Annotated in this window: 18 protein-coding genes; 2 read left to right on the top strand and 16 right to left on the bottom strand. The window is 72.7% G+C overall.

Translation table 11 applies throughout. The features are described 5' to 3' along the window. Positions 1-5: 5 nt before the first annotated feature. The 11 genes from ACERZO_RS20580 to ACERZO_RS20530 are packed head-to-tail and all read right to left on the bottom strand — an operon-like array spanning position 6 to position 11797. Positions 6-428, bottom strand: coding sequence for a MarR family winged helix-turn-helix transcriptional regulator (locus ACERZO_RS20580; protein WP_372666325.1), 423 nt, complete (start codon positions 426-428; stop codon positions 6-8). Between the two features lie 42 nt (positions 429-470). After that, the gene (locus ACERZO_RS20575; protein WP_372666324.1) at positions 471-1286 is read right to left on the bottom strand and encodes an HpcH/HpaI aldolase/citrate lyase family protein; all 816 of its coding nucleotides are present in this window, start codon (positions 1284-1286) and stop codon (positions 471-473) included. Next, complete coding sequence (locus ACERZO_RS20570) at positions 1283-2491, bottom strand: CaiB/BaiF CoA transferase family protein (protein WP_372666323.1); 1209 nt, start codon at positions 2489-2491, stop codon at positions 1283-1285. Before ACERZO_RS20570 ends, ACERZO_RS20575 begins: the two co-directional genes overlap by 4 nt. Beyond that, positions 2488-4335: a formylglycine-generating enzyme family protein gene (locus ACERZO_RS20565; RefSeq protein ID WP_372666322.1), complete on the bottom strand. Its 1848-nt coding sequence runs from the start codon at positions 4333-4335 to the stop codon at positions 2488-2490. The genes ACERZO_RS20570 and ACERZO_RS20565 overlap by 4 nt, the downstream gene beginning before the upstream one ends. Then, positions 4332-5258: a ribokinase gene (locus ACERZO_RS20560; RefSeq protein WP_372666321.1), complete on the bottom strand. Its 927-nt coding sequence runs from the start codon at positions 5256-5258 to the stop codon at positions 4332-4334. Before ACERZO_RS20560 ends, ACERZO_RS20565 begins: the two co-directional genes overlap by 4 nt. Beyond that, positions 5255-6547 carry an ADP-ribosylglycohydrolase family protein gene (locus tag ACERZO_RS20555; protein ID WP_372666320.1) on the bottom strand — a complete coding sequence of 431 codons (1293 nt, stop codon included), beginning with the start codon at positions 6545-6547 and terminating at the stop codon, positions 5255-5257. Before ACERZO_RS20555 ends, ACERZO_RS20560 begins: the two co-directional genes overlap by 4 nt. Beyond that, the gene (locus ACERZO_RS20550; RefSeq protein WP_372666319.1) at positions 6544-7698 is read right to left on the bottom strand and encodes an ADP-ribosylglycohydrolase family protein; all 1155 of its coding nucleotides are present in this window, start codon (positions 7696-7698) and stop codon (positions 6544-6546) included. The genes ACERZO_RS20555 and ACERZO_RS20550 overlap by 4 nt, the downstream gene beginning before the upstream one ends. A 13-nt stretch (positions 7699-7711) precedes the next feature. Beyond that, complete coding sequence (locus ACERZO_RS20545) at positions 7712-8992, bottom strand: ABC transporter substrate-binding protein (protein WP_372666318.1); 1281 nt, start codon at positions 8990-8992, stop codon at positions 7712-7714. A gap of 32 nt (positions 8993-9024) precedes the next feature. After that, positions 9025-9852 (bottom strand): carbohydrate ABC transporter permease, encoded by an 828-nt coding sequence (locus ACERZO_RS20540; RefSeq protein ID WP_372666317.1) that lies wholly within the window; start codon positions 9850-9852, stop codon positions 9025-9027. Continuing rightward, the gene (locus ACERZO_RS20535) at positions 9852-10796 is read right to left on the bottom strand and encodes a carbohydrate ABC transporter permease (RefSeq protein WP_372666316.1); all 945 of its coding nucleotides are present in this window, start codon (positions 10794-10796) and stop codon (positions 9852-9854) included. The genes ACERZO_RS20540 and ACERZO_RS20535 overlap by 1 nt, the downstream gene beginning before the upstream one ends. Further along, positions 10793-11797 carry a LacI family DNA-binding transcriptional regulator gene (locus ACERZO_RS20530; RefSeq protein ID WP_372666315.1) on the bottom strand — a complete coding sequence of 335 codons (1005 nt, stop codon included), beginning with the start codon at positions 11795-11797 and terminating at the stop codon, positions 10793-10795. The genes ACERZO_RS20535 and ACERZO_RS20530 overlap by 4 nt, the downstream gene beginning before the upstream one ends. 789 nt (positions 11798-12586) lie before the next feature. Between ACERZO_RS20530 and ACERZO_RS20525 the strand changes: the two genes are divergently transcribed. After that, positions 12587-13435, top strand: a complete 849-nt coding sequence (locus tag ACERZO_RS20525) for an alpha/beta hydrolase fold domain-containing protein (protein WP_372666314.1) — start codon at positions 12587-12589, stop codon at positions 13433-13435. A 15-nt stretch (positions 13436-13450) separates the two neighbouring features. Here ACERZO_RS20525 and ACERZO_RS20520 read toward each other — a convergent pair whose 3' ends face one another. From ACERZO_RS20520 to ACERZO_RS20500, 5 genes are all read right to left on the bottom strand, one after another. Then, a complete protein-coding gene (locus ACERZO_RS20520) occupies positions 13451-14269 on the bottom strand; it encodes a hypothetical protein (RefSeq protein ID WP_372666313.1) in 819 nt (272 codons plus the stop codon). Between the two features lie 172 nt (positions 14270-14441). After that, positions 14442-16667 (bottom strand): FtsX-like permease family protein, encoded by a 2226-nt coding sequence (locus ACERZO_RS20515; RefSeq protein WP_372666312.1) that lies wholly within the window; start codon positions 16665-16667, stop codon positions 14442-14444. 199 nt (positions 16668-16866) lie between these two features. Then, positions 16867-17547 carry an ABC transporter ATP-binding protein gene (locus tag ACERZO_RS20510; protein WP_372666311.1) on the bottom strand — a complete coding sequence of 227 codons (681 nt, stop codon included), beginning with the start codon at positions 17545-17547 and terminating at the stop codon, positions 16867-16869. Beyond that, a complete protein-coding gene (locus ACERZO_RS20505) occupies positions 17544-18065 on the bottom strand; it encodes a PadR family transcriptional regulator (protein ID WP_372666310.1) in 522 nt (173 codons plus the stop codon). Before ACERZO_RS20505 ends, ACERZO_RS20510 begins: the two co-directional genes overlap by 4 nt. A gap of 43 nt (positions 18066-18108) precedes the next feature. Next, positions 18109-18948: an NAD(P)H-binding protein gene (locus ACERZO_RS20500; RefSeq protein WP_372666309.1), complete on the bottom strand. Its 840-nt coding sequence runs from the start codon at positions 18946-18948 to the stop codon at positions 18109-18111. A gap of 79 nt (positions 18949-19027) precedes the next feature. Here ACERZO_RS20500 and ACERZO_RS20495 point away from each other — a divergent pair, with 79 nt between their 5' ends. Then, complete coding sequence (locus ACERZO_RS20495; RefSeq protein ID WP_372666308.1) at positions 19028-19651, top strand: TetR/AcrR family transcriptional regulator; 624 nt, start codon at positions 19028-19030, stop codon at positions 19649-19651. Positions 19652-19689 lie beyond the last annotated feature (38 nt).

Here is a 19689-nt window from a genome sequence, read left to right as displayed (position 1 = left end):
TTCGGCTACCGGTCGGCGAGTGCCTTGGCCAGCAGGGACTGCAGGAGCAGCTGTTCCTCTTCGCCGAGGTGAGCGAAGGGCGAGTGCCGGGCGACGACGGCGAGGAGCCGCTCGCGCACCTTCCGGCCTTCGGCGGTCGGCACCAGCGTCCGGACGCGCCCGTCCCGCGGATGCGGGCGCCGCTCGGCGAGCCCGCGTTCCTCCAGCTGCGCGCTGAGCAGACTGATGTTGGAGGGGTCGCACCGCATGAGGGTGGCCAGCTTGCGCAGCGGCTGCGGCTCGGCATCCGGATCGAGGATCCACAGCAGGTTCGCCGTCGGCCCGGTGAGCTCCAGCCGCTCCAGGCCGTCGTGCATCCGGCCGGCGACCTCTCCGGCCAGGGCCGTCACCTGGTACAGCAACGAAGCCGCGAGCTCATCGACCGCCATGCACCGAGCTTAACTTGAGGTACTCCCGGAGTTGCTTCACCACTAGTCGGCCAGCGAAAGCACCGTCCGCGCCTGTTCCACCATGGCGACGTCGAGGAAAGTGCCGTCGGGCAACGCGATCGCGCCGACCCCGGCGGCCGTCGCGCCGGCGACCCGCGCGAGGACCTCGCGGGCGCGCGAAACCTCTTGCGGGGTCGGCAGGAACGCCGCCCGGATCGTGTCGAGCTGGACCGGGTGGATCGCGGTGCGGCCGCGGAAGCCGAGCGCGCGGCCGGCCCGGCACGACGCCGCGAGCCCGTCGAGGTCGCAGACGTTCGCGTAAGCGGACATCGCGGGCGGCGCGAGCCTGGCCGCCCGCGCCGCGACGATCACGCGGCTGCGCGCCCACGTCAGGCCGGCGTCGTCGGCCACGCCGAGATCCGACCGCAAGTCGGCCTCGCCGAGCCCGATCGACGCGATCGCCGGTGACGCCGTCGCGATCGCCAGGGCCCGTTCGACGCCGAGCGCCGACTCGATCAGCGGGTGCAGCGCGCGACCCGGCAGCACGGCCTCGACCGCCAGGATCTCTTCCGGCGTCTCGACCTTCGGCAGCCGCACGCCGACCGGGAGCGGCAGGCGCGCGACCGCCGCGAGGTCGGCGTCGTGCCACGGCGTGCTCGGGTGGTTGACGCGCACCTGCACCGGCCTCGCCACGTCGGCCAGCAGCCGCACGGCGTTGTCCCGGGCGTCGTCCTTGCGGGCCGGCGCGACCGCGTCCTCGAGGTCGACGAGCACGACGTCGGCGGCCGAGTCCAGCGCCTTGGCCACCCGGTCCGGGCGGTCGGCCGGCGTGTAGAGGAACGTCAGCGGCGGGGTCACACCGCACCCCGCTCGCGCAGTTCGGCGACCCGCTCGGGCGAGAACCCCAGCTCGTCCAGGACGGCGTCGGTGTCCGCGCCGTGCGGGCGGCCGGTGAAGCCGATGACGCCGTCGTGGCCGGACAGCCGGAACAGCGGCCCCTGCATCAGCATCGGGCCGAGCTCGGCGTCGTCGATCTCGTGGATCGTGCCGAGCGCGCGGAACTGCGGGTCCGCGACGATGTCGGCGGCGTCGTAGATCGGCGCGACCGCCGCCTGCGCCTGCTCGAACGCGGCCACCACCTCGTCGCGGGTGCGCTGCCCGATCCACTTGCCGACGGCTTCGTCGAGCTCGTCGGCGTGCTGGGCCCGTTCGGCTCCGCCGGCGAACCACGGCTCGTCGACCAGGTCGGGCCGGCCGACCATCCGGACCACGCGCTCGGCGATCGACTGGGCCGACGTGGACACCGCGACCCACTGGCCGTCGGCGGTCCGGTAGGTGTTGCGCGGCGCGTTGTTGGTCGAGCGGTTGCCGGTGCGCGGCTGGACCGTGCGCAGCTGGTCCCAGCGCGTGATCTGCGGGCCGAGCATCGCGAGCATCGGCTCGATGATCGCGGTGTCGACGACCTGTCCGAGTCCGGTGTTCGCGCGGGCGGCGAGGGCGACCATGATCGCGTACGCCGTGGCCAGCGACGCGACGCCGTCGGCGAGCCCGAACGGCGGCAGTGTCGGCGGCCCGTCCGGCTCCCCGGTGGTCGCCGCGAACCCGCTCATCGCCTCGGCGAGCGTGCCGAAGCCGGGCCGGGACCGGTACGGGCCGAGCTGCCCGAACCCGGTGACGCGGGCGAGCACGAGCTCCGGGTTCCAGCTCGCCAGCTCGTCGTAGCCGAGCCCCCAGCGTTCGAGGGTGCCCGGGCGGAAGTTCTCGATCACGACGTCGGCGGTGGTGGCCAGCGCGAGGAACACCTCGCGGCCGCCTTCGCTGCCGAGGTCGGCGGTCACCGTGCGCTTGTTGCGGCCCAGGGTCTTCCACCACAGGTTGACGCCGTCCTTCGCGGCGCCGTGGGTGCGCGACGGGTCGGGCTTGCGCGGGTGTTCGACCTTGATGACGTCGGCGCCCATGTCGCCGAGGTGCATCGCGGCCATCGGACCGGCGAAGAGCGTGGAAGCGTCGACGACGCGCAGCCCGGCCAGCGCCCCGGCCGAGGGGTCACGGGAGACCGTCATGCCGGCACCTCCCACGCGCAGCGGAAGCCGACCGTCGCGCTGCGGGCGAGCCCCAGGCCGGGCAGGAGGAGCTTCACGGTGTAGTCCGGGTCCTTGACGCCGCCTTCGACGTACCACTCGGAGCCTTCGGCGTGGTAGTCGCTGCCGCCCTTGAGCATCACGAACCGCGTGCGGCCGTCGGAGTGTTCGCTCTCGGTCCAGTTCCAGACGGCGGGAGTGCCGCGGCGGAGCTTGTCCCCCGCCAGCTGCCATTCGTCTTCGGTGGGCAGGCGGCCGCCGCGCCACGCGCAGTACGCGCGGGCGTCGTCGAGGTCGACGTACGTGGCGGGCTCGTCCGGGGCGCCCTTCGGGGTCCAGTCGTGGCCGGTGGCGGCCGCGAACTCCGCGAACTGGGCGTTGGTCACTTCGGTGGCCGCGATCGCGACGGCCGTGGTCAGCTCGCCTTCGCGCTGCAGGGTGCGGGCGTCGTGCAGGCGCGGCGGGAGCGGTTTCCACTCGTCCACGTAGGGCGCTCCCTGGTACATGCCGGTCTCCCGCGCGCGGTAGCGAACGGTCAGCACGTACGGTCCGCTGTGGACCGTGACGACGTCGTCGTCGGGCGTTCCGATGGTCCTTTGTGGACTTACGCGCTTCGCGATCCGGTGCGGGAACCGGGCATCCGGGTCGTGGGGCAACGGCGGGAGGTCCGGCAGCCATCCCTCGACGGTGGCCCCGATACCCCGAGCCGGAACCCCGCCCAGCAGGTCGGTTCCGGGCAGGGGGCCGTGGTAGTCGGTGCCGCCGCGATTGACGAGCGTCCACAGTGTCCGGCCGTCCAGCTCCCATTTGGACGCATACACACCGGCGGCTTCGGCCTCGTCCGGAAGCTCGGCGAGGGGTGTCCATGCGCCTTCGAGGAGCAGGTCCTCGGCCGCGCGCTGGAGGGTGACCATGCGGCGGACGGTCGCGGCGTCGCGCGGCGACCAGCCGACCCACACGCCGAAGACGACCTCCCAGACCATCACGCCGACGCCGTTGAGCCACGCGGACTGGAGTTCTTCGCTGTGGTCGCGGTGCCAGCGGCGGACGTGGTGCTGCATGTGCCGGCGTTCGTACCAGTGGGCGCGCAGGACGCCGGGGACGGGCGAGTCGGCGAAGAACTGGGCCCAGGACGCCGGGTGGTCTTCGATCCGCTCGACCGGGAGCTTGGACTCGCCTTCGAGCACGATGCCGGGCCGGGCGGCTTCGAGGCGGTCGACGAAGTCCGGCTCGGCCTTCTTGAGCGTGTCGAGGAAGACGCCGTCCGCCTCGAGGTCCTTGACGAGGGCGGCCAGCTCGGTCAGGTCGTCGTCGCCGCGGCGGGTGCCGACGTCCCAGGGGTTGTAGTCGACGAAGACGTGGAGTCCCTCGGCGTGCAGGGTTTCGATGAGGTCGGTGAGCCCGGGGACGTCACGGTAGAAGTCCCACTGGTTGCGGTCGTCGAGGCCGATCACCGGGTAGGCGTGCCAGAGCACGACGGCGTCGAGGCCGCCGAAGCGGTCGCGTGCGTCGGCCAGGAAGCGGTCCGGGGTGAAGCGGTGCTCGCCGAAGTCGTAGAGCAGTTCGTCCCAGAGCCAGACCTGGGCGACGGCGTAGCACGTCGCGGCCCAAGTCGCTGGTGGACGTTCATATGCCTTGCCGGTGTAGCCGTGCCGGCTCCGGGCGTCCTCACGCCACTCGCGGAGTTTCGCCCGCCAGGCCGGACGATCCGCGGGATCGGCCGGGGCCGCGAAGATCTTGGCGTCGTCGAGGTCGGCGAGCGGGCCGCGGACCTCGGTGGGCCGGTCGATCGGCCGTGGGACGAGCGGGTCGAACTGGTAGGTCATGACGTCTTTCCTGCGACCTCGTCGGCGGTGGGGACGGCGGCTTGGGCGCCGGGCTTGGTGACGGCGAGCGCGCCGGCTGTCGTCGCGCGTCCGGCGGCTTCGGGGAGGTTTTCGCCTTGCGCGAGCGCGGCCGCGAGCACGCCGCAGAAGGTGTCGCCGGCACCGGTGGTGTCGACCACGTCGACACCGACGCCGGTGATCCGCACGGGTTCGCGGTCCCTCTGCAGGACAACGCAGCCTTCGCCGCCGAGGGTGACGACCACAGCGGGCACACGTTTGAGCAGCTTTTCGGGTTCGCCGGCGAGGTCGGCGGCCTCGTGTTCGTTGACGACGAGCAGGTCGAGGACTTGCCAGAGCGAGTCCGGCAGCTCGCGAGAGGGTGCCGCGTTGAGGACCATGAGGGCCCCGGACCGCCTGGCCGCGGCGGCGGCCGCGACGACGTCGAGGGGGATTTCGAGCTGGGCGAGCACGACGTCGGCCTCGGCGATGCGGTCGGCTTGGGCCGCGCCGATCTTGACGTGGTCGTTGGCGCCGGGAGCGACGACGATGGCGTTCTCGCCGTCGGGGGCGACGGTGATGAAGGCGGTACCGGTGGGCGCGTCGGCTCGTTGGACGAGATCGGTCCGGACACCGGCGCCGCCGAGGGAGACGAGGAGCAGGTCGGCGCCTTCGTCCTCACCGAGGGCGCCGACGAAGGTGGTGTCGGCACCCCCGGCGAGCGCGGCGGCGACGGCTTGGTTCGCGCCTTTGCCACCGGGACTGCGGCGGAGGCGATCGCCGAGGATGGTTTCGCCGGCTTTGGGCGGGCGAGGGACATCGACGGCGAGGTCGACGTTGGCCGACCCGACGACCACGACCCGCCCGGCGGCATGCGTGTCCTTGCGCCCTTCGGCCCGACCGTCGGGCACCGGCCGGCCGGTCATCGGCCGGCCTCCGCCAGCGCCGCCGTTCGAGCCGCCAAGTCCGCGATCCGCCGCTCGCCACCCGGCAGCGACGTCGCGATCCGGCCGTCCAGCGGCTTGCTCCAGTACTCGTCCACTCCGCTCACCGCGCCGACCACTCCCCCGACCGTCGCGGCCGCGGAGTCCGTGTCCCAGCCCGCCGTCACCGCGATCGCCACACTCGGCCCGAACTCGCCGCCACCCGCCGCCAGCGCGTAAGCGATCACCGCTGCGTTGTTCAGCACGTGCACCCAATGCAAATGCCCGTAAGCCTCGTGCAACCGGTCGAGTCCACTCGCGACATCCCCCGATTCGGCCGCCGAGCGTCCAAAATGGACCGCCGCCGCCAGGTCGCAGCCGACCGGGAGCACCGTCGAAGCCGCGTCGAGCACCTCGTCGACCGTCTCGCACACCATCGCCGCCGACGCCAGCGCCGCCGCCCACATCGCGCCGTACACCCCGTTGCGCGTGTGGCTCAGCCGCGCGTCCGTCCAGGCCAGCCGGGCCGCCGAAACCACGTCGCCCGGGGACACCCAGCCGAACACGTCCGCGCGGATCAGCGCGCCGATCCACTCGCGGAACGGGTTGTGGTGCGTCGCCGGATCGACGCGGGCGTCCAGGAGGTTCCGGTACGCCGCACGCTCCGCCGTGAACACCCGCCCGGCCGGCAGGTTGTCCAGCCACAGCTGGGCCACGTCCTCCGTCGTGAACGCACGGCCGTGCTCCTCCAGCAGCGACAACGCGAGCATCGGGTAGTTGAGGTCGTCGTCCTCGGGCATCCCGTCGATGTTCTCTTCCAGCGACGTCGGCGCCGACCGGCGGTTCCACGGCCACCGCGCAGCGACTTCAGAAGGCAATCCAATCGCGGTGAACCAGCCGGTCAACGGCCAGCGGCCGGTCGCCCGCAGGATCTCCTCGATGCCCTCCCGCGGGATCTTCTCCACCGGCTTGCCCAGCAGGCACCCCGCGGCCCGGCCGGTCCACGCGGCCAGCTCGCGCCCCCGCGACCCGCGCGGCAGCGAAGCCGCGGGCGCCAGCTCCAGCGCGTCCCACGAAGGATCGGCGGGAGGGGCGCCCAGCGAGTCCAGCAGTTCCCGCGCCAAGGGCCGCAACGCGAGAGCCGCCGGGCCCGCGCCGCTCACGGCCGGCGTCGGCGACCCGCCCGCCGCGATCCACCGCTCCCGCACCGCCGTGACGTCCTTGCCCTCGGCGAGCGACTGCACCAGCTCGTGCGGGAGCAGGTCCTCCGGCTGGGCCCAGGTCAGCCTCACGCCGTCCCCTCCAGGAACTCCGCCCGGGCCGCGGCCCGCTCGCGGTCGGCCTTCAGGATGTCCGCGGCCGCCGACGCCAGCAGGTGCCCGGTCTCCCGCAGGTCCATCCGGCTGGCCTCGCCGATCTCGTCGACCCAGTCCTTCGGCACGACCGCCGTCCCGCCGAGGCCGGCGCACACCGCGCCCGCCATCACCGCGATCGAGTCGGCGTCCCGGCCGTAGTTGACGGCCGCGAGCACCGCGCCCCGGAAGTCGCCCCGGTGCGCGAGCACGAACGCCAGCGCGGCCGGCAGCTCCTCGATGGACTTGGTCCGCGACGGGCGCCGCGCGTCCATCGACATCTCCCGGTAGTGCGGCCCGACCGAGTCGAACGGCGCGACGGTCTCGCGGACGAGAGCCGCCAGCGCGCGTTCTTCCCCGTCGGTGGCCGGGGGAACGGACCGGCCACCGAAGGTCTCCACGACCGCGCGCAACGCCGCCGCGGTCCCGTCGTGGGCCACGTCCAACGCGGCCCTGACGACGTCGTCGAGCGACGCGCCCGGCGCGACACCGGCCGCCACCATCGCGGCCAGCACGCCCGCCGCCTCCCGGCCGTAGCTGGACTGGTGCGCGCCGGTGAGGTCGATCGCCTCGGCGTAGGCCGCCCGCGGATCACCCGCGTTGACGACACCCACCGGGGCGACGTACATCGCCGCGCCGCAGTTGACGACGTTGCCCACGCCGGCCTCCCGCGGGTCGACGTGGCCGTAGTGGAGTCTCGCGACGATCCACTTCTCCGCCAGGAAGACCCGCTGCAGCAGCAACGCGGTCGACTCCAGCTCCGGCACCCAGCGCGGCTCGCCGATCATCAGCGGCACCAGGTCCTCGGCCATCGCGTACGCGTCGAGGTGCGCGCGGCGCTTCGCGTACACCTCGACGAGCGCCCGCGTCATGAGGGTGTCGTCGGTGATGTGCCCGTCGCCCTTGTGGTACGGCGCGATGGGCCGCGCGGTCCGCCAGTCCGGGTACCACGGTCCGACGACGCCGGTCACCCGGCCGCCGTGCCGTTCTTCGATCTGTTCGGGCGTCCACCCTTCGGTGGCGCCGCCGAGGGCGTCCCCGACGGCCGCACCGGTGATCACCGCGACGGCCCGGTCTTGAAGCCAGGTCACCAATTCGCTCCTGTCACTTGCTGACGCTCTTCCAGCCGTCCTCGAGCTGCTTCGCGAGGCCGGCGGCGTCGATCTTCTGCCCGAGGAACTGCTGGTACGCCGGGGTCGCGACGGTGTCCTTCCACTGCGCGTACTTGCCGGCGAACAGGTAGGGGGCCGAGGTCAGGTACTCCCCCGAAGCGAGGATTTCCTTCCAGCCGTTCTTCGCGCCGAGCTTGGTGGTCAGCGCCTGCCGCGCGGACGTCGTCGGCGGGATCAGCGCGTCGGCCTCGTTGATCGCGGCGAGGTTTTCGGTGCTGGTGAAGAAGTCGACGAACTCGGCGGCTTCCTTGACGTGGCCGGAGTCCTTGTTGACCGACAGCGTCTGCGGGTTGGCCGCCTGCGCGGGCCCGGCCGAGCCGGCCAGCGGGGGCAGCACGACCCAGTCGAAGCCCTTCGGCGCGTCCTTCGCGATGTTGGCGGCCTGGTAGGAACCCTGCACGGTCATCGCGATCTGGCCCGCGTAGAACGGCGCGAGCGCCTTGGTGCCGGACTGCGTCAGCGTGACCGGGAGGATCGAGTGGTCCTGGTGCGCCATCGCGTCGACGAGCTGCGGCAGCGCCTGCTCGCCCTGGCCGACGCTCAGCTGCGCCTTGTCGCCGGTGCCCTCGAAGTACTTGCCGCCGAAGCCGGGGGCCAGCGCGACGAACGCCGCCGTCGGGCTCGACAGGCCCCAGCCGAGGCCGAACTTACCGTCCTTCGTGGTCGCTTTCGCGATGTCGCGCAGCTGGTCCCAGGACATCGTGGCGCCGGTCGGGATCGTGACGCCCGCCTGCTGCAGCTGGGTCTTGTTCGCGAAGACCACATAGGACTGCAGCTCGGTCGGGACGGCGATCACCTTGCCGTCGACGGTCACCGAGTCCAGGACACCCTTCGGGATGTCCGCGCGCTTGGCCTCCGGCAGGTACTGCGACAGGTCCGCGAGGTAGCCGTCGGTGGCGAAGGGCGCGATGCCAGCCGCCTCGTAGTGCACGATGTCCGGCGCGGTGCCCGCGTTGAACTGGGTGATCAGCTTGTCGTAGACGCCGTCCCAGCCCGCCTGGACGATCTTGACCTGGACGTCCGGGTGCGCCTTGTTCCAGTCGCCGACGATCTTCTGCGTCGCGGCGATGGCGGCGGGCTGGTCCGACAGGGACTGGAAGGTGAGGGTGACCGGCCCGTTCCCGCCGTCCCCGCTTCCGCCGCTCCCGCACGCGCTGAGCAGCAGGCCGGCGACCGTCAGTGCGGCGGCGGCGATCATGCGTCGTGTCTTCATCGACCGACCTTTCGAGTGTTCTCTGGTGGGGTTCATCCCTTCACCGCCCCGGCCATCAGGCCGCTGGTGAGCTTCCGGCGCAGGATGCCGAAGAAGACGATGCTGGGAATCGCGGCGAGCACGGCGCCCGCGGCGAGCGGGCCGAGGGCGACCTTGCCCTCGCCGCCGACGAACATGTTGAGCGTGATGGGCAGGGTGTAGTTCTCCGGCGACTGCAGCAGCACCAGCGCGAAGAAGAATTCGTTCCACGACGAGACGAAGCTGAACATCGCGGTCGCGACGACGCCCGGGGCGAGCAGCGGGAAGACGATCGTGCGCAGCACGGTCAGCCGGCTCGCGCCGTCCATCGCGCCCGCTTCCTCGAGTTCCACCGGGATCGCGGAGACGTAGCCCTGCAGCATCCAGAGCGCGAACGGCAGCATGTACGTCGTGTGCACCAGCGTCAGGCCGGCAAGGTTGTCGGCCAGCCCGAGCGTCCGCAGGATGAGGAACAGCGGCAGGATGATCAGCACCACCGGGAACACCTGGCTGACCAGGATCCAGCCGACGCCGGCGGCCCTGATCTTGCCCTTGAGCCGCGCGAGCACGTAAGCGGCGGGCACGGCGATCACGACCGACAGCGCGGTCGACGCGAGCGCGACGATCAGGCTGTTGGCCGCGGACCGGACCAGGCCCTGCTTGTTCAGCGCCTCGGCGTAGTTGTCCCAGTGCCACTCGCTCGGCAGCAGGCTGACCGTCAGCGAGTTCAGCTCGCCCGACGACTTGACCGACGCGGAAATCAGCCACAGCAACGGAAAGCCGAGGAACAGGATGTAGAGCGCGAGGGCCGCGTATTGGGCCGGGCGCACGAGAACCCGCATCAGCGCCCCTTCCCGGCGGTGCGGTCGTCGCGGAACTGCGACCGCAGGTAGACGGCGAGGATGAGCACGACCACGACGACGAGCACCAGCCCCATCGCGGCGGCGTAGCCGATTTCGCGGTTCTTGAAGGCTTCGAGGTAGATGAACAGCACCGGCACCATCGTCTTGCCGCCGGGTCCGCCCGCGGTGAGGACGTAGACCAGCGAGAACGAGTTGAAGTTCCAGATGAAGTTCAGCGACGTGATCGACGTGACGATCGGGCGCAGGCTCGGCCAGGTGACCGCGGTGAACCGCCGCCAGGCGCCCGCACCGTCCACCGACGCGGCTTCGTGCAGTTCGGCCGGGATCTGCTGGAGGCCGGCCAGGAGCGTCACCGTCGTCTGCGGCATGCCGACCCAGACGCCGACGACGATCACCGCGGGCAGCGCGACCGAGAAGTCGCCGAGCCAGTTGATGTCGTCCGGCAGGCCGACGCTGCCGAGGACGGCGTTGAGCGGGCCGCCGTTGGCCGAGTAGATCATCTGCCACATGATCGCGACGACGACCGGCGGCATCGCCCAGGGCACGAGCGCGAGCACCCGCGTCAGGCCCTGCAGCCGCAGACCGGAGTTGAGCAGCAGGGCGAGGCCCATCGCGGCGGCCAGTTGCAGGAGCGTCACGCCGACGGTCCAGATCATGCCGATCCGCAGCGAGTCCCAGAACAGGGTGTTGCCGGCCAGCTTCGTGAAGTTGTCGATGCCCGCGAAGCCGTAGTCCGGGTGGCGCACGAGCCGCGCGTCGGTGAAGGCGAGGAAGATCCCGACGACGAGCGGGGCGACGCTGAGCACGAGGATCGGGATCAGCGACGGCAGCACCAGCGCGATCGCCTCGCGCCGCCGAGTGCGGGCCAGCGCGGGCTTCTTCTTCCCGGCCGGGGGCGCCGGGCGGGTCAGGGTCGCGGTCACTGCGCACCTCCGGTCGACTCGCGCACCTTGAGTTCGGGACCGACGGCGACCTGCTGCGCGGCGTGGTCGGGGTCGTCGGCGAGCCGGAGCATGATCCGCGCGGCCGCCCGCCCGCGTTCGGTCGAGCCGAGGGACACGCTGGTCAGGCTGGGCTGGAAGACCCGGCCGAGCTCGGTGTCGTCCATGCCGGTGATCGCGACGTCGCCGGGGACCGACAGGCCGCTTTCCCGCACGGCCCGGATCGCGCCGATGGCGAGCAGGTCGTTCGCGGCGACGAGCGCGTCGAGGCGTTCGCGGGCGAGCAGCTTCCGCGCGGCTTCGAGCCCGGCGGTGACGGTGAAGTCGGCGGCGACCTCCTGGTCGGTTCTGTCGAAGGCGGTGGTTTCGGTGGCGGCGTCGAACCCGCGCTGGCGGGCGGCGCCGGGCGTGGTGTCGAGCGGACCGTTGAGGAACCCGACCCGGCGGCGGCCGAGGGCGTGCAGGTGGCGGACGGCCGCGCCGATCCCGCCCGCGGAGTCCGTGGAGACGGAGCTGATGCCGCGGTCGTCCAGCGCCCGCCCGATCACCACGACCGGGACGGGGGCCTGCTGGATCTCCTGGATCAGCCGGTCGTCGGTGCGCAGCGGGCTGACGATCATGCCGTCGACGAACCCGCTGTTGAGGCTGCGCACGAGCTCGGTGGTCGAGGACGCGGTGTCCCCGGTGGACATGACGACGACCCGGTACCCGTGCGGCGCGAGGACTTCGTGGATGGCCCGCATCATTTCGACGTAGACGGGGTTCCCGATGTCAGCGACGGCGAAGGCGACCTGAAAGGTCTTCTTCAGCCGCAGCGACCGCCCGATGGCATCGGCGCTGTAGCCGAGCTCAGCGGCGGCGGCGCGAACGCGCTCGACCATCGCGGGGCTGGCACCGGTGCCGTGCAGGGCGCGCGAGGTCGAGGCCAGGGAAACCCCGGCCCGCTCGGCGACCTGGAGCAGCGTGGCCCGTGTTGACGTCATCGGCTACCTCGGTGTGCGGGTTTGGAAACGTTTCCAAGTGCGGAAGACGGAGTTGGAAACGTTTCCAATCGGATTAATCCAGATACTGACACCCGCTCGGCGCGCGTGTCAACACGGCACGGAGAGCGCGCGGGCGGTTACGCGGGACGGCCGGCGCGGCGCGCGGGGGTGGCCGGAGCAGTGGCGCGGGGCGGCCAGCGCGGTGGCGCAGGAGGGCCGGCGCGGCAGCGCGGCGTGGCCGGAGCAGCAGCGCAGGAGGGCCAACGCGGCAACGCGGCGTAGCCGGAGCAGCAGCGCAGGAGGGCCAACGCGGCAACGCGGCGTAGCCGGAGCAGCAGCGCAGGAGGACCAGCGCAGCAGCGCGACGTGGCCGGACCAGCAGCGCAGGACGGCCAGCGCAGCAGCGCGACGTGGCCGGACCAGCAGCGCAGGAGGACCAGCGCAGCAGCGCGGCATGGCCGGAGCAGCAGCGCAGGAGGACCAGCGCAGCAGCGTGGGACAGCCAGAGCGGGAGCGCAGGCCGACCCGAGCAGCGGCGCGGGATGGCAAGCGCGGTGGCGCAAAATGACCGGAGCATCGGCGCGGGATGGCCGGCGCGGCACCGCGGGACAGCCCGAGCGGGAGCACAGGCTGGCCGGAGCAGCGGCGCGGGCGGCGGGCAAGCTCGGGCGGCGCGCGCGGACTCGGTGCGGGAGTCGGCCGGGCAGCGCCGCGCGGTCGCAGTCGGGGGCCGCTCCCGCATCCTGATACGGCTGGCCGCGGTGACCGGTATGCCCCGATAGTGGTCGGGTGCTCACTTCCCGTGCCCCGTTCACCCTCCCCCGGGCCGACCGGACCGGGTCGCGAGTGTCCTATCGGGACGCACTCGTCGCTCCCCTCGCCGGTTACCGGCCGCTGCTGCTGGACCTCGTCGTCCCGGCCGGCGGTGGCAGCCATCCCGTCGTGGTCTACCTCTACGGCGGCGCGCCGGCGGCCGGGTCGCACAAGCACAGCCGGCTGGGCGACCGCGTCACGGATCGGTTGGTGGCGGCCGGGTTCGCCGTCGCGCGGGCCCAGTACCGGCACGGGCGCGAAGCGCCCTTCCCCGCGCAGGTGCACGACGTCAAGGCTGCGGTCCGCTGGGTCCGCCACCACGCGGCCGAGCTGGAGCTCGACGCCGGCCGCGTCGCGGCGTGGGGACATTCGGCGGGCGGCTACCTCGCGGCCATGCTGGCGGTGACCGCCGACGACCCGGACTTCGAAGGCGACCTCGGGATCACCGGCCCGTCGAGCCGGCTCGGCGCAGCGATCGCGTGGAGCCCGCCGACGGATTTCACGCACATCCCGCCGCCGCCGGCGGGTTCTCTCTTGCACAGCAGCGGTCACGACCCGCACGACTGGCTCCCCGGTCCGACGGCGAGCCCGCTGCTGCACGCGTCGGCGACCGCGGCGCCGCTGTTGCTGGCCCACGGCACCGACGACGCCGGCATCCCGATCGCCCACAGCGAAGCACTCGTCGCCGCCTACTGGCGCGCGGGCGCCGACGCGGACCTGATCCGGCTGGACGGCGCGGGCCACTTCTACGGCGAGCGGAAGCTCGAGCAGGTCACCGACGCCGGCATCGCGTTCCTCCGCAACCACCTCGCGGCGGACGGCTGACCGACTGAGCGGCGCTCAGCCGACGACGTCGATCTCGAACGCCTCCGCGGCGCTGTACTCGAGGTCGGCCCACACCGCGCCCGGCAGGGCGAAACGGCGGTGGGACGTCAGCCGGTCGTCGTAGTTGGGGTCGGTCTTCGGGTTGTGGCCGACGCCGGTCTTGTCGGAGCCCCACGCGAAGATGTTGCCGACCCACATGGGCTTCGACACGCCGTCCCGGTTGATCCGGGGGCGGACGACGATGGCGGCGCCGGCGCTGCCGGACAGGTTGAGCCGCACGGTGTTCTGCCCGGCGTTGGGCGGGGTGACGGTGATGCGTTCCATGAGCTCCACTTCCGGTTCGGTGGTCAGCGACGCGGGCGTGTCCACGCCGGGCCAGTAGTCCGCGACGACGGAGATGTCGATGCCGGGCGCGACGTCGAGCAGGTACTGCGCGGCGATCGCGCCGGCGGGGATTTCGGGTTTGCCGGTGGCCGTGGCGATCCAGTACAGCGGCGGCTCGACGCCCTGCTCCGCGAACGCCGCCTTCACCTTCGGCCAGGTCGACCGGTTGCAGTAGATGACCGGGTGCGCGAACCCCGACCGCCGCCGCATCTTGGCCCAGCCCGGCGCCTCGGCGGGCGTGGCGTCGCCCGGCTCGACGTCGAGGACGTGCCCGTCGTTGGTCGACGCCTTCTTGACGATCTCCACCTTCAGCGCGTCCGGGAAGAGCGCCCAGTCCGCGGCGGTCCACGGCGCGAGCTTGATCCGGTCGATGTACCCGGCCACGAGCGCGGGCCGCCGGTCCTTCTTGATGATGTTTCGCGCGGTGACCGCGTCGTACATGATACGCATCGGATCGCCTCGGAATCGTGGATCGGCGAATATCGGCGTATTCAGGATGTCCGAAAACGGAAAACTCCGCCAGGGCGAATGGGGCGCCTTTTCGGGCAGGATTTGCTTGCCCGAAAAGGCTTTCCGAGCGGCGGGCCGATCCGGAAACAACCGGACCGGCCACCTTGCCCGCTCATTCCTCCCGCAGATTCTCCAGGCTCGTCGTCCGCCACAATGCGGGCAGTGTCAGCGCGGTGACGATCAGTACCGCCGCGATCGCCGTCGCCGTCAGGACCGCGATGGCCGGCGCGTCGACCACCATCGGCCGGTGCACCACGAGGGTCAGCACCAGCCAGTCGAGGGCGAGCCCGGCCGGCACGGCGACGGCCACCGCGACCGCCACCGGGATCGCGAGCTGCCACACCAGTGACCGCGCGAGCACTCCGCGTCCGACACCGCCCGCCATCAGCGCGGCGAGGCTGCGCCGCCGTTCCCGCAGCTGCTCCCACGCGGCGACCAGCAGGCTGCCCGCGACGAACAGCAGCACGAGCACCGAGCCGATCGACAGCGCGCGAGTGATGAGCGCGTACGTGCCGTCGCTTTCGGTGCCGAGCGAGTACACGGTTCCGTTCCACCCCACCGTGTTCCGGACGCGCTCGACCAGGTCCGCGTCGGCGGTGGGGACGTCCGCGTCCACGGTGAGCCCGACGCCGGACGCCGTCGCGAGGGCGGCCGGGGTGACGAGCAGCGCCGCCGTCTCGTCGCGGGCGCCGGCGACGCGATGGACCGCTGGGACCGTCCACTGTGGAGCTGTGCGCGGGCCGGCCGCGGAGAACCACACGTGGTCGCCGGCGGCGGGCAGGTAACCCCCGGCCCCGGTGGCGTAGACGTCGCCGTCGCGGCAGTCCGCGAGCCCGGCCCGGGCCCGCAGGTCGGCGCACGTCCCGACGGTGATCGAGGCCCGCTCTCCCGCGGCGTTCTCGATCAGGCCGCGCGTCCGCAACGGCGCGTCGCGCCGCCCGGGCAGCGCGCGGAAGGCGGCGGCGAACGCCTCGCTGTCGGCGTAGCTGGTGGCGTGGTAGCTGGCGAGGACCTTGACCTCTTGCGGCGCGGGCCGGTCGCTCTCGGTGCGCGAGTAGACCCCTTGCAGCGCAATGGATCCGGCCAGCACCACGGCGACGCCGCTGACGAGGCGCGCGGCGGTCGCGCTGTCCAGCTGGAGGCGGCGGACGGCCAGCAGCCAGGCGGGCGACCCGCCGCGCAGCAGGCCGGCGACCCGCTCGACGACCCATGGCAGCAGCAGGGGCACGGCGGTGAGGATGAGGACGATGCCGGCGATCACGCCGGGGCTTTCGGCGTCGTCGGCACCGGTGAACAGCAGCGCCCAGCCGGCGGCCGCGGGCAGGAGGCGCCACCACAACCGGCGCCGGATCCGTGTCCCGCGCCGCACGACGCCCAGCGGCTCGATGACGACGGTCCGCAGCGCGAACACCGCTGCCGCGCACGCGAGCACCGGCAGCACCAGCAGGGCCGGGATGCCGAGCCGCCAGTCGGGGACGAGGTCGGTGCCGAAGAGGCCGCCGCGGAAGGCCGTCACGGTGATCCGCGGGACGAGCGCGCGGACGAGCTGGAACAGCGCCAGCCCGGCGACCAGGCCGCCGAACGAGCCGAGCAGGGCCTCGCCGGCCGCGATCCGGCGCACCTGCCCGCGGTCGGCGCCGATCAGCCGCAGCGCGGCGAGCCGCCGGTCCCGCGCCGCCGCGGCGAGCCGGGTGCTGGTGACGACGAAGACGAACACCGGGACGAGGCAGGTGGTCGCGCCGACGACGACGAGCAGCAGTTCGAGCGAAGTGAGGGCCCGCCGGTGGGTTTCGGCCCCGAACCGGCTCACCGGCGCAGCGTCGGGCAGCTGCGCGACGGTGGCGGAGCCGACGTAGAAGAAGAGCTCGTGCGGGCCGGTGAGCCCGGCGTCGCCGATGGTGCCGACGACGCGCTGCGGAAACCGCGGGCGCAGCAGCTCGCCTTCGGGCGACTGCAGCAGGTCTGCGAGCGCCGGCGACAGGACGGCTTCCCCGGGGCCGGGCAGCCGATCGACCCCGGGAGCGGCGGGCTGGTGCGGGCCGGTGGGTTGGACGAGGTAGCCGCCGAGACCGCGGCCGCGGTACTCGTCGACGCGGGCGAGGGCGTAGACGGGATCGACGCCGGGAGTGGTGGCGGCGAAGTCGAGCACGCGGCCGCCGGCCCGATCGTCCCGGGCGCCGAGGAGGTGGGGGACGGAGGTGGCGGTGAGCAGGACGACGACGCCGAGCCCGACCCCGGTGGCAGTGAGGGCGAGGCGCACCAGCGCGGTGCGTGCGCCACCGCCGCCCAGGGCGAGCCGCATGCCGAGGAGCAGGTCGGCGATCCAGCGGCGGATCACGGGATCACCTGGGAGGTAACGGGGTTGCCACCGCGCGAGGCGGCCCGGCGGCCACGAGCTTCGGCCGCCGCCACGCACCGGATCCCGAATCTGCCGCCGCGCAGAGCAGCCTCACGACCGGACCATGCCGCAAGCCCGGACTCCCGCGAAGCCACTGCCGCTCCCCGCTGCCGGCTCAGCCCTCCCCGCACCGCAGCCGTCACCGGATCACCTCCAGCTCCCGGGTTCGCCCGTCCCGCACCACGACTTCGCGGTCCGAATACGCCGCCACCCGGGGTTCGTGCGTCACCAGGACCACCGCCGTCTCGCGGTCGCGGGCCGCCCCGGTCAGCAGTTGCATCACCTGCTCGCCGTTCAACGAATCCAGCGCCCCCGTCGGCTCGTCCGCGAACACCACCCGGGGCCCCGTCACCAGTGCCCGCGCCACCGCGACCCGTTGCCCCTGCCCGCCGGACACCTCGCCCGGGCGGCGGCCGGCGATGTCGGTCAGCCCGAGCTCCGCCAGCATCTCCCGCGCGCGCCGGGCCGATACCCGGCCGCGCTCGCCGTTCAAGCGCAGCGGCAGGGCCACGTTCTCCAAGCACGTCAGCTCGGGAACCAGCTGGCCGAACTGGAACACGAACCCGAAGTCGGTGCGGCGCAACGCCGACAGCGCGCGGTCCGGCAGCTTCGCGAGATCCTGCCCCTGGTAACGAACCGCGCCCTCGTCCGGCCGGACGATCCCGGCCAGGCAGTGCAGCAGCGTCGACTTGCCCGCCCCGGACGGGCCCATCAACGCCACCACCTCCCCCGCGCACACCCGCAGGCTCGCCGACGTCAACGCGTCCGTCGAGCCGTACGCCTTCCGGACGCCGGCTGCCTCCAGCAGCACCGTGCTCACGCGACCTCCTCCGCCAGCTGGTCGAGCCGGGCCGTGGTCAGCTCCAGCCAGCGGAGGTCGGCCTCCAGGTGGAACAGCGCGTGGTCGCAGACCAGCTGGTCGACCAGGTCGCCGCCGGTCTTGCGACGGGTCAGCTCGCGCATCGCGTCGAGGTGGGCGGTGCGCTGGACGTCGAGGACGTCGGCGGCCGGACGCCCGGACAGCAGCGCCAGCACCACCTTCGTGTACAGCGTGTTCTGCAGGTACGCCTCGGGTTTCTCCGGGGTCGCCAGCCAGGTGCCGACGTCGGCGACCCCGGCCTCGGTGATCGCGTACCGCTTCCGCTCCGGCCCGCCGCCCGCCTCGGTGCCGTCGGCCTCGACGAGCCCCTGCTTCAGCAGCCGGGCCAGCGTCGAATACACCTGCCCGTAGTGGACGCGCCGGTCGTGCCCGAACCGGTCGTCGTAGGCGCGCTTCAGGTCGTAGCCGTGCCGCGGCCCGTTCTCCAGCAACCCGAGCAGGGTGTGTCCGATCGACATGCCGGGAACTCTACACGAGGTGTATAGCCGGAGTGCATAGTGATCACCCGATCAGGGATCGCAGCGGGGTCGCGGGCCGTCCGATCAGGTCTTCCAGCTCAGGACCGGTCACCGCGAACTCCCCGCGGCGGGCGGCGCGGAACATCCCGAGCAACAGCGCGGCCCGGTCTTCCGGAACGCCGTGGCCGACCAGGCCGGCCACCCACTCGTCGTCGTCGGCGACCACCCGGCGGATCGTCCGTCCGCCGAGATCGCTCAGCATGTCCGCGACGTCGGCCAGGTCGTACGCGACCGGCGCGGTCAACGGCGGCGTCGCACCGTCGAACCGGCCCTCGTCGGCCAAGATGAGCGCGGCGGCTTCGGCGAGATCGGCGTGCGCGGTCCAGGACACCGGCCCGTCGGCGGGCGCGACCAGCTCACCGGTCTCCCGCGCCCGGCCGACCAGCAACGGAACGGTGCTCGCGTAGAAACCGTTGCGCAGCGCGGTGAACACCCCCGCCGCCAGGTGCCGCTCGGTCGCGGCGTGATCGGGCATCGGCGCGAAGAGCGAGTCCTCGGCCGCACCCTGGTGGCTCGTGTAGAGCACGCGCTTGGCGCCCGCGTCCCGCGCGGCGTCGATCGCCGCGACATGACGCCGGACGGCCGTCTCCCCCGATTCGTCCGTCGAGACGACGAGGACCTGCGAAGCGCCCTCGAAAGCATGAGCAAGCGACTCCGGATCAGCGAAGTCGCCGCGCCGGACCCGCACTCCGCGTCCAGCGAGGCCGGCAGCGCGGCCAGGCTCTCGCACACTGACGCCGATCTCCTCGGCCGGCATGCGCCGAAGCAGCTCCTCGACGATCTGCGAGCCCAGCTTGCCGGTTCCCCCGGTAATCACGATCATGGTCGATCCCTTCCCTGGTTACCACTGATACTAACCACGTTAGCACCACTGATAGCAACCATGAGATATCATCGGAACCGTGACGAAGGACCGGGGCGAGACGCGGGCGCACATCCTCGAGACCGCCGCGCGGCTCCTGCACGACGAAGGCGCGGCCGCGCTCACCATCCGCGCGGTCGCCCAGGCCGCCGGCCTGCAGGCTCCCGCGCTCTACCGGTTCTTCGAGGACAAGGACGCGCTGCTCGACGCGGTCGCCGAGCACGTCTTCGCCGCCTACGTCCGCGCGAAGACCGCCGACGAGGACAGCGACCCGGTCGACGACCTCCGCGCCGGCTGGGCCGCGCACATCGGCTTCGGCCTGGCCAACCCGGCCCTGTTCGGCCTGCTGGTGACGCCCGGCCGGACGTCCCCGGCGGCCGAAGCCGGGCTCGCCGTCCTGCGCTCCCGGGTGCACCGCGTCGCGGAGACCGGCCGGCTCCGCATCCCCGAACCGTTCGCGGTCGAACTGATCCACGCGGCCGGCACCGGCGCGGTGCTCGCGCTGCTGAGCCGGCCCACCGAAGGCCTCGCCGACGCGATGTACGAAGCCGTGGCCGCCCGGATCCTGACCGACGCGCCGGCCCCGCCCGCCGTCCCGCCGGACCTGCCGGCGCTCACCGGCGCCGAGCGCGCTCTCCTGCGGGAGTGGCTCGACCGCGACTGAGCGGTTCGTGTGCATTTTCCGTCCGGATGTAACAAGTA

Origin of the sequence: Amycolatopsis kentuckyensis (assembly GCF_041679295.1) — a bacterium.
GTDB lineage: Bacteria > Actinomycetota > Actinomycetes > Mycobacteriales > Pseudonocardiaceae > Amycolatopsis > Amycolatopsis kentuckyensis_A.
Note: the sequence above shows the minus strand (reverse complement) of the source record. Positions and strands in the feature narration are given on the sequence as shown.

Coding starts and splice junctions, on each gene's coding strand:
- ACERZO_RS20520 (WP_372666313.1), bottom strand. CDS start 14,269: ATGCGTATCATGTACGACGCGGTCACCGCGCGAAACATCATCAAGAAG.
- ACERZO_RS20570 (WP_372666323.1), bottom strand. CDS start 2,491: ATGACGGTCTCCCGTGACCCCTCGGCCGGGGCGCTGGCCGGGCTGCGC.
- ACERZO_RS20560 (WP_372666321.1), bottom strand. CDS start 5,258: ATGACCGGCCGGCCGGTGCCCGACGGTCGGGCCGAAGGGCGCAAGGAC.
- ACERZO_RS20530 (WP_372666315.1), bottom strand. CDS start 11,797: ATGACGTCAACACGGGCCACGCTGCTCCAGGTCGCCGAGCGGGCCGGG.
- ACERZO_RS20500 (WP_372666309.1), bottom strand. CDS start 18,948: ATGATCGTGATTACCGGGGGAACCGGCAAGCTGGGCTCGCAGATCGTC.
- ACERZO_RS20540 (WP_372666317.1), bottom strand. CDS start 9,852: ATGCGGGTTCTCGTGCGCCCGGCCCAATACGCGGCCCTCGCGCTCTAC.
- ACERZO_RS20505 (WP_372666310.1), bottom strand. CDS start 18,065: ATGTCGATCGGACACACCCTGCTCGGGTTGCTGGAGAACGGGCCGCGG.
- ACERZO_RS20545 (WP_372666318.1), bottom strand. CDS start 8,992: ATGAAGACACGACGCATGATCGCCGCCGCCGCACTGACGGTCGCCGGC.
- ACERZO_RS20565 (WP_372666322.1), bottom strand. CDS start 4,335: ATGACCTACCAGTTCGACCCGCTCGTCCCACGGCCGATCGACCGGCCC.
- ACERZO_RS20580 (WP_372666325.1), bottom strand. CDS start 428: ATGGCGGTCGATGAGCTCGCGGCTTCGTTGCTGTACCAGGTGACGGCC.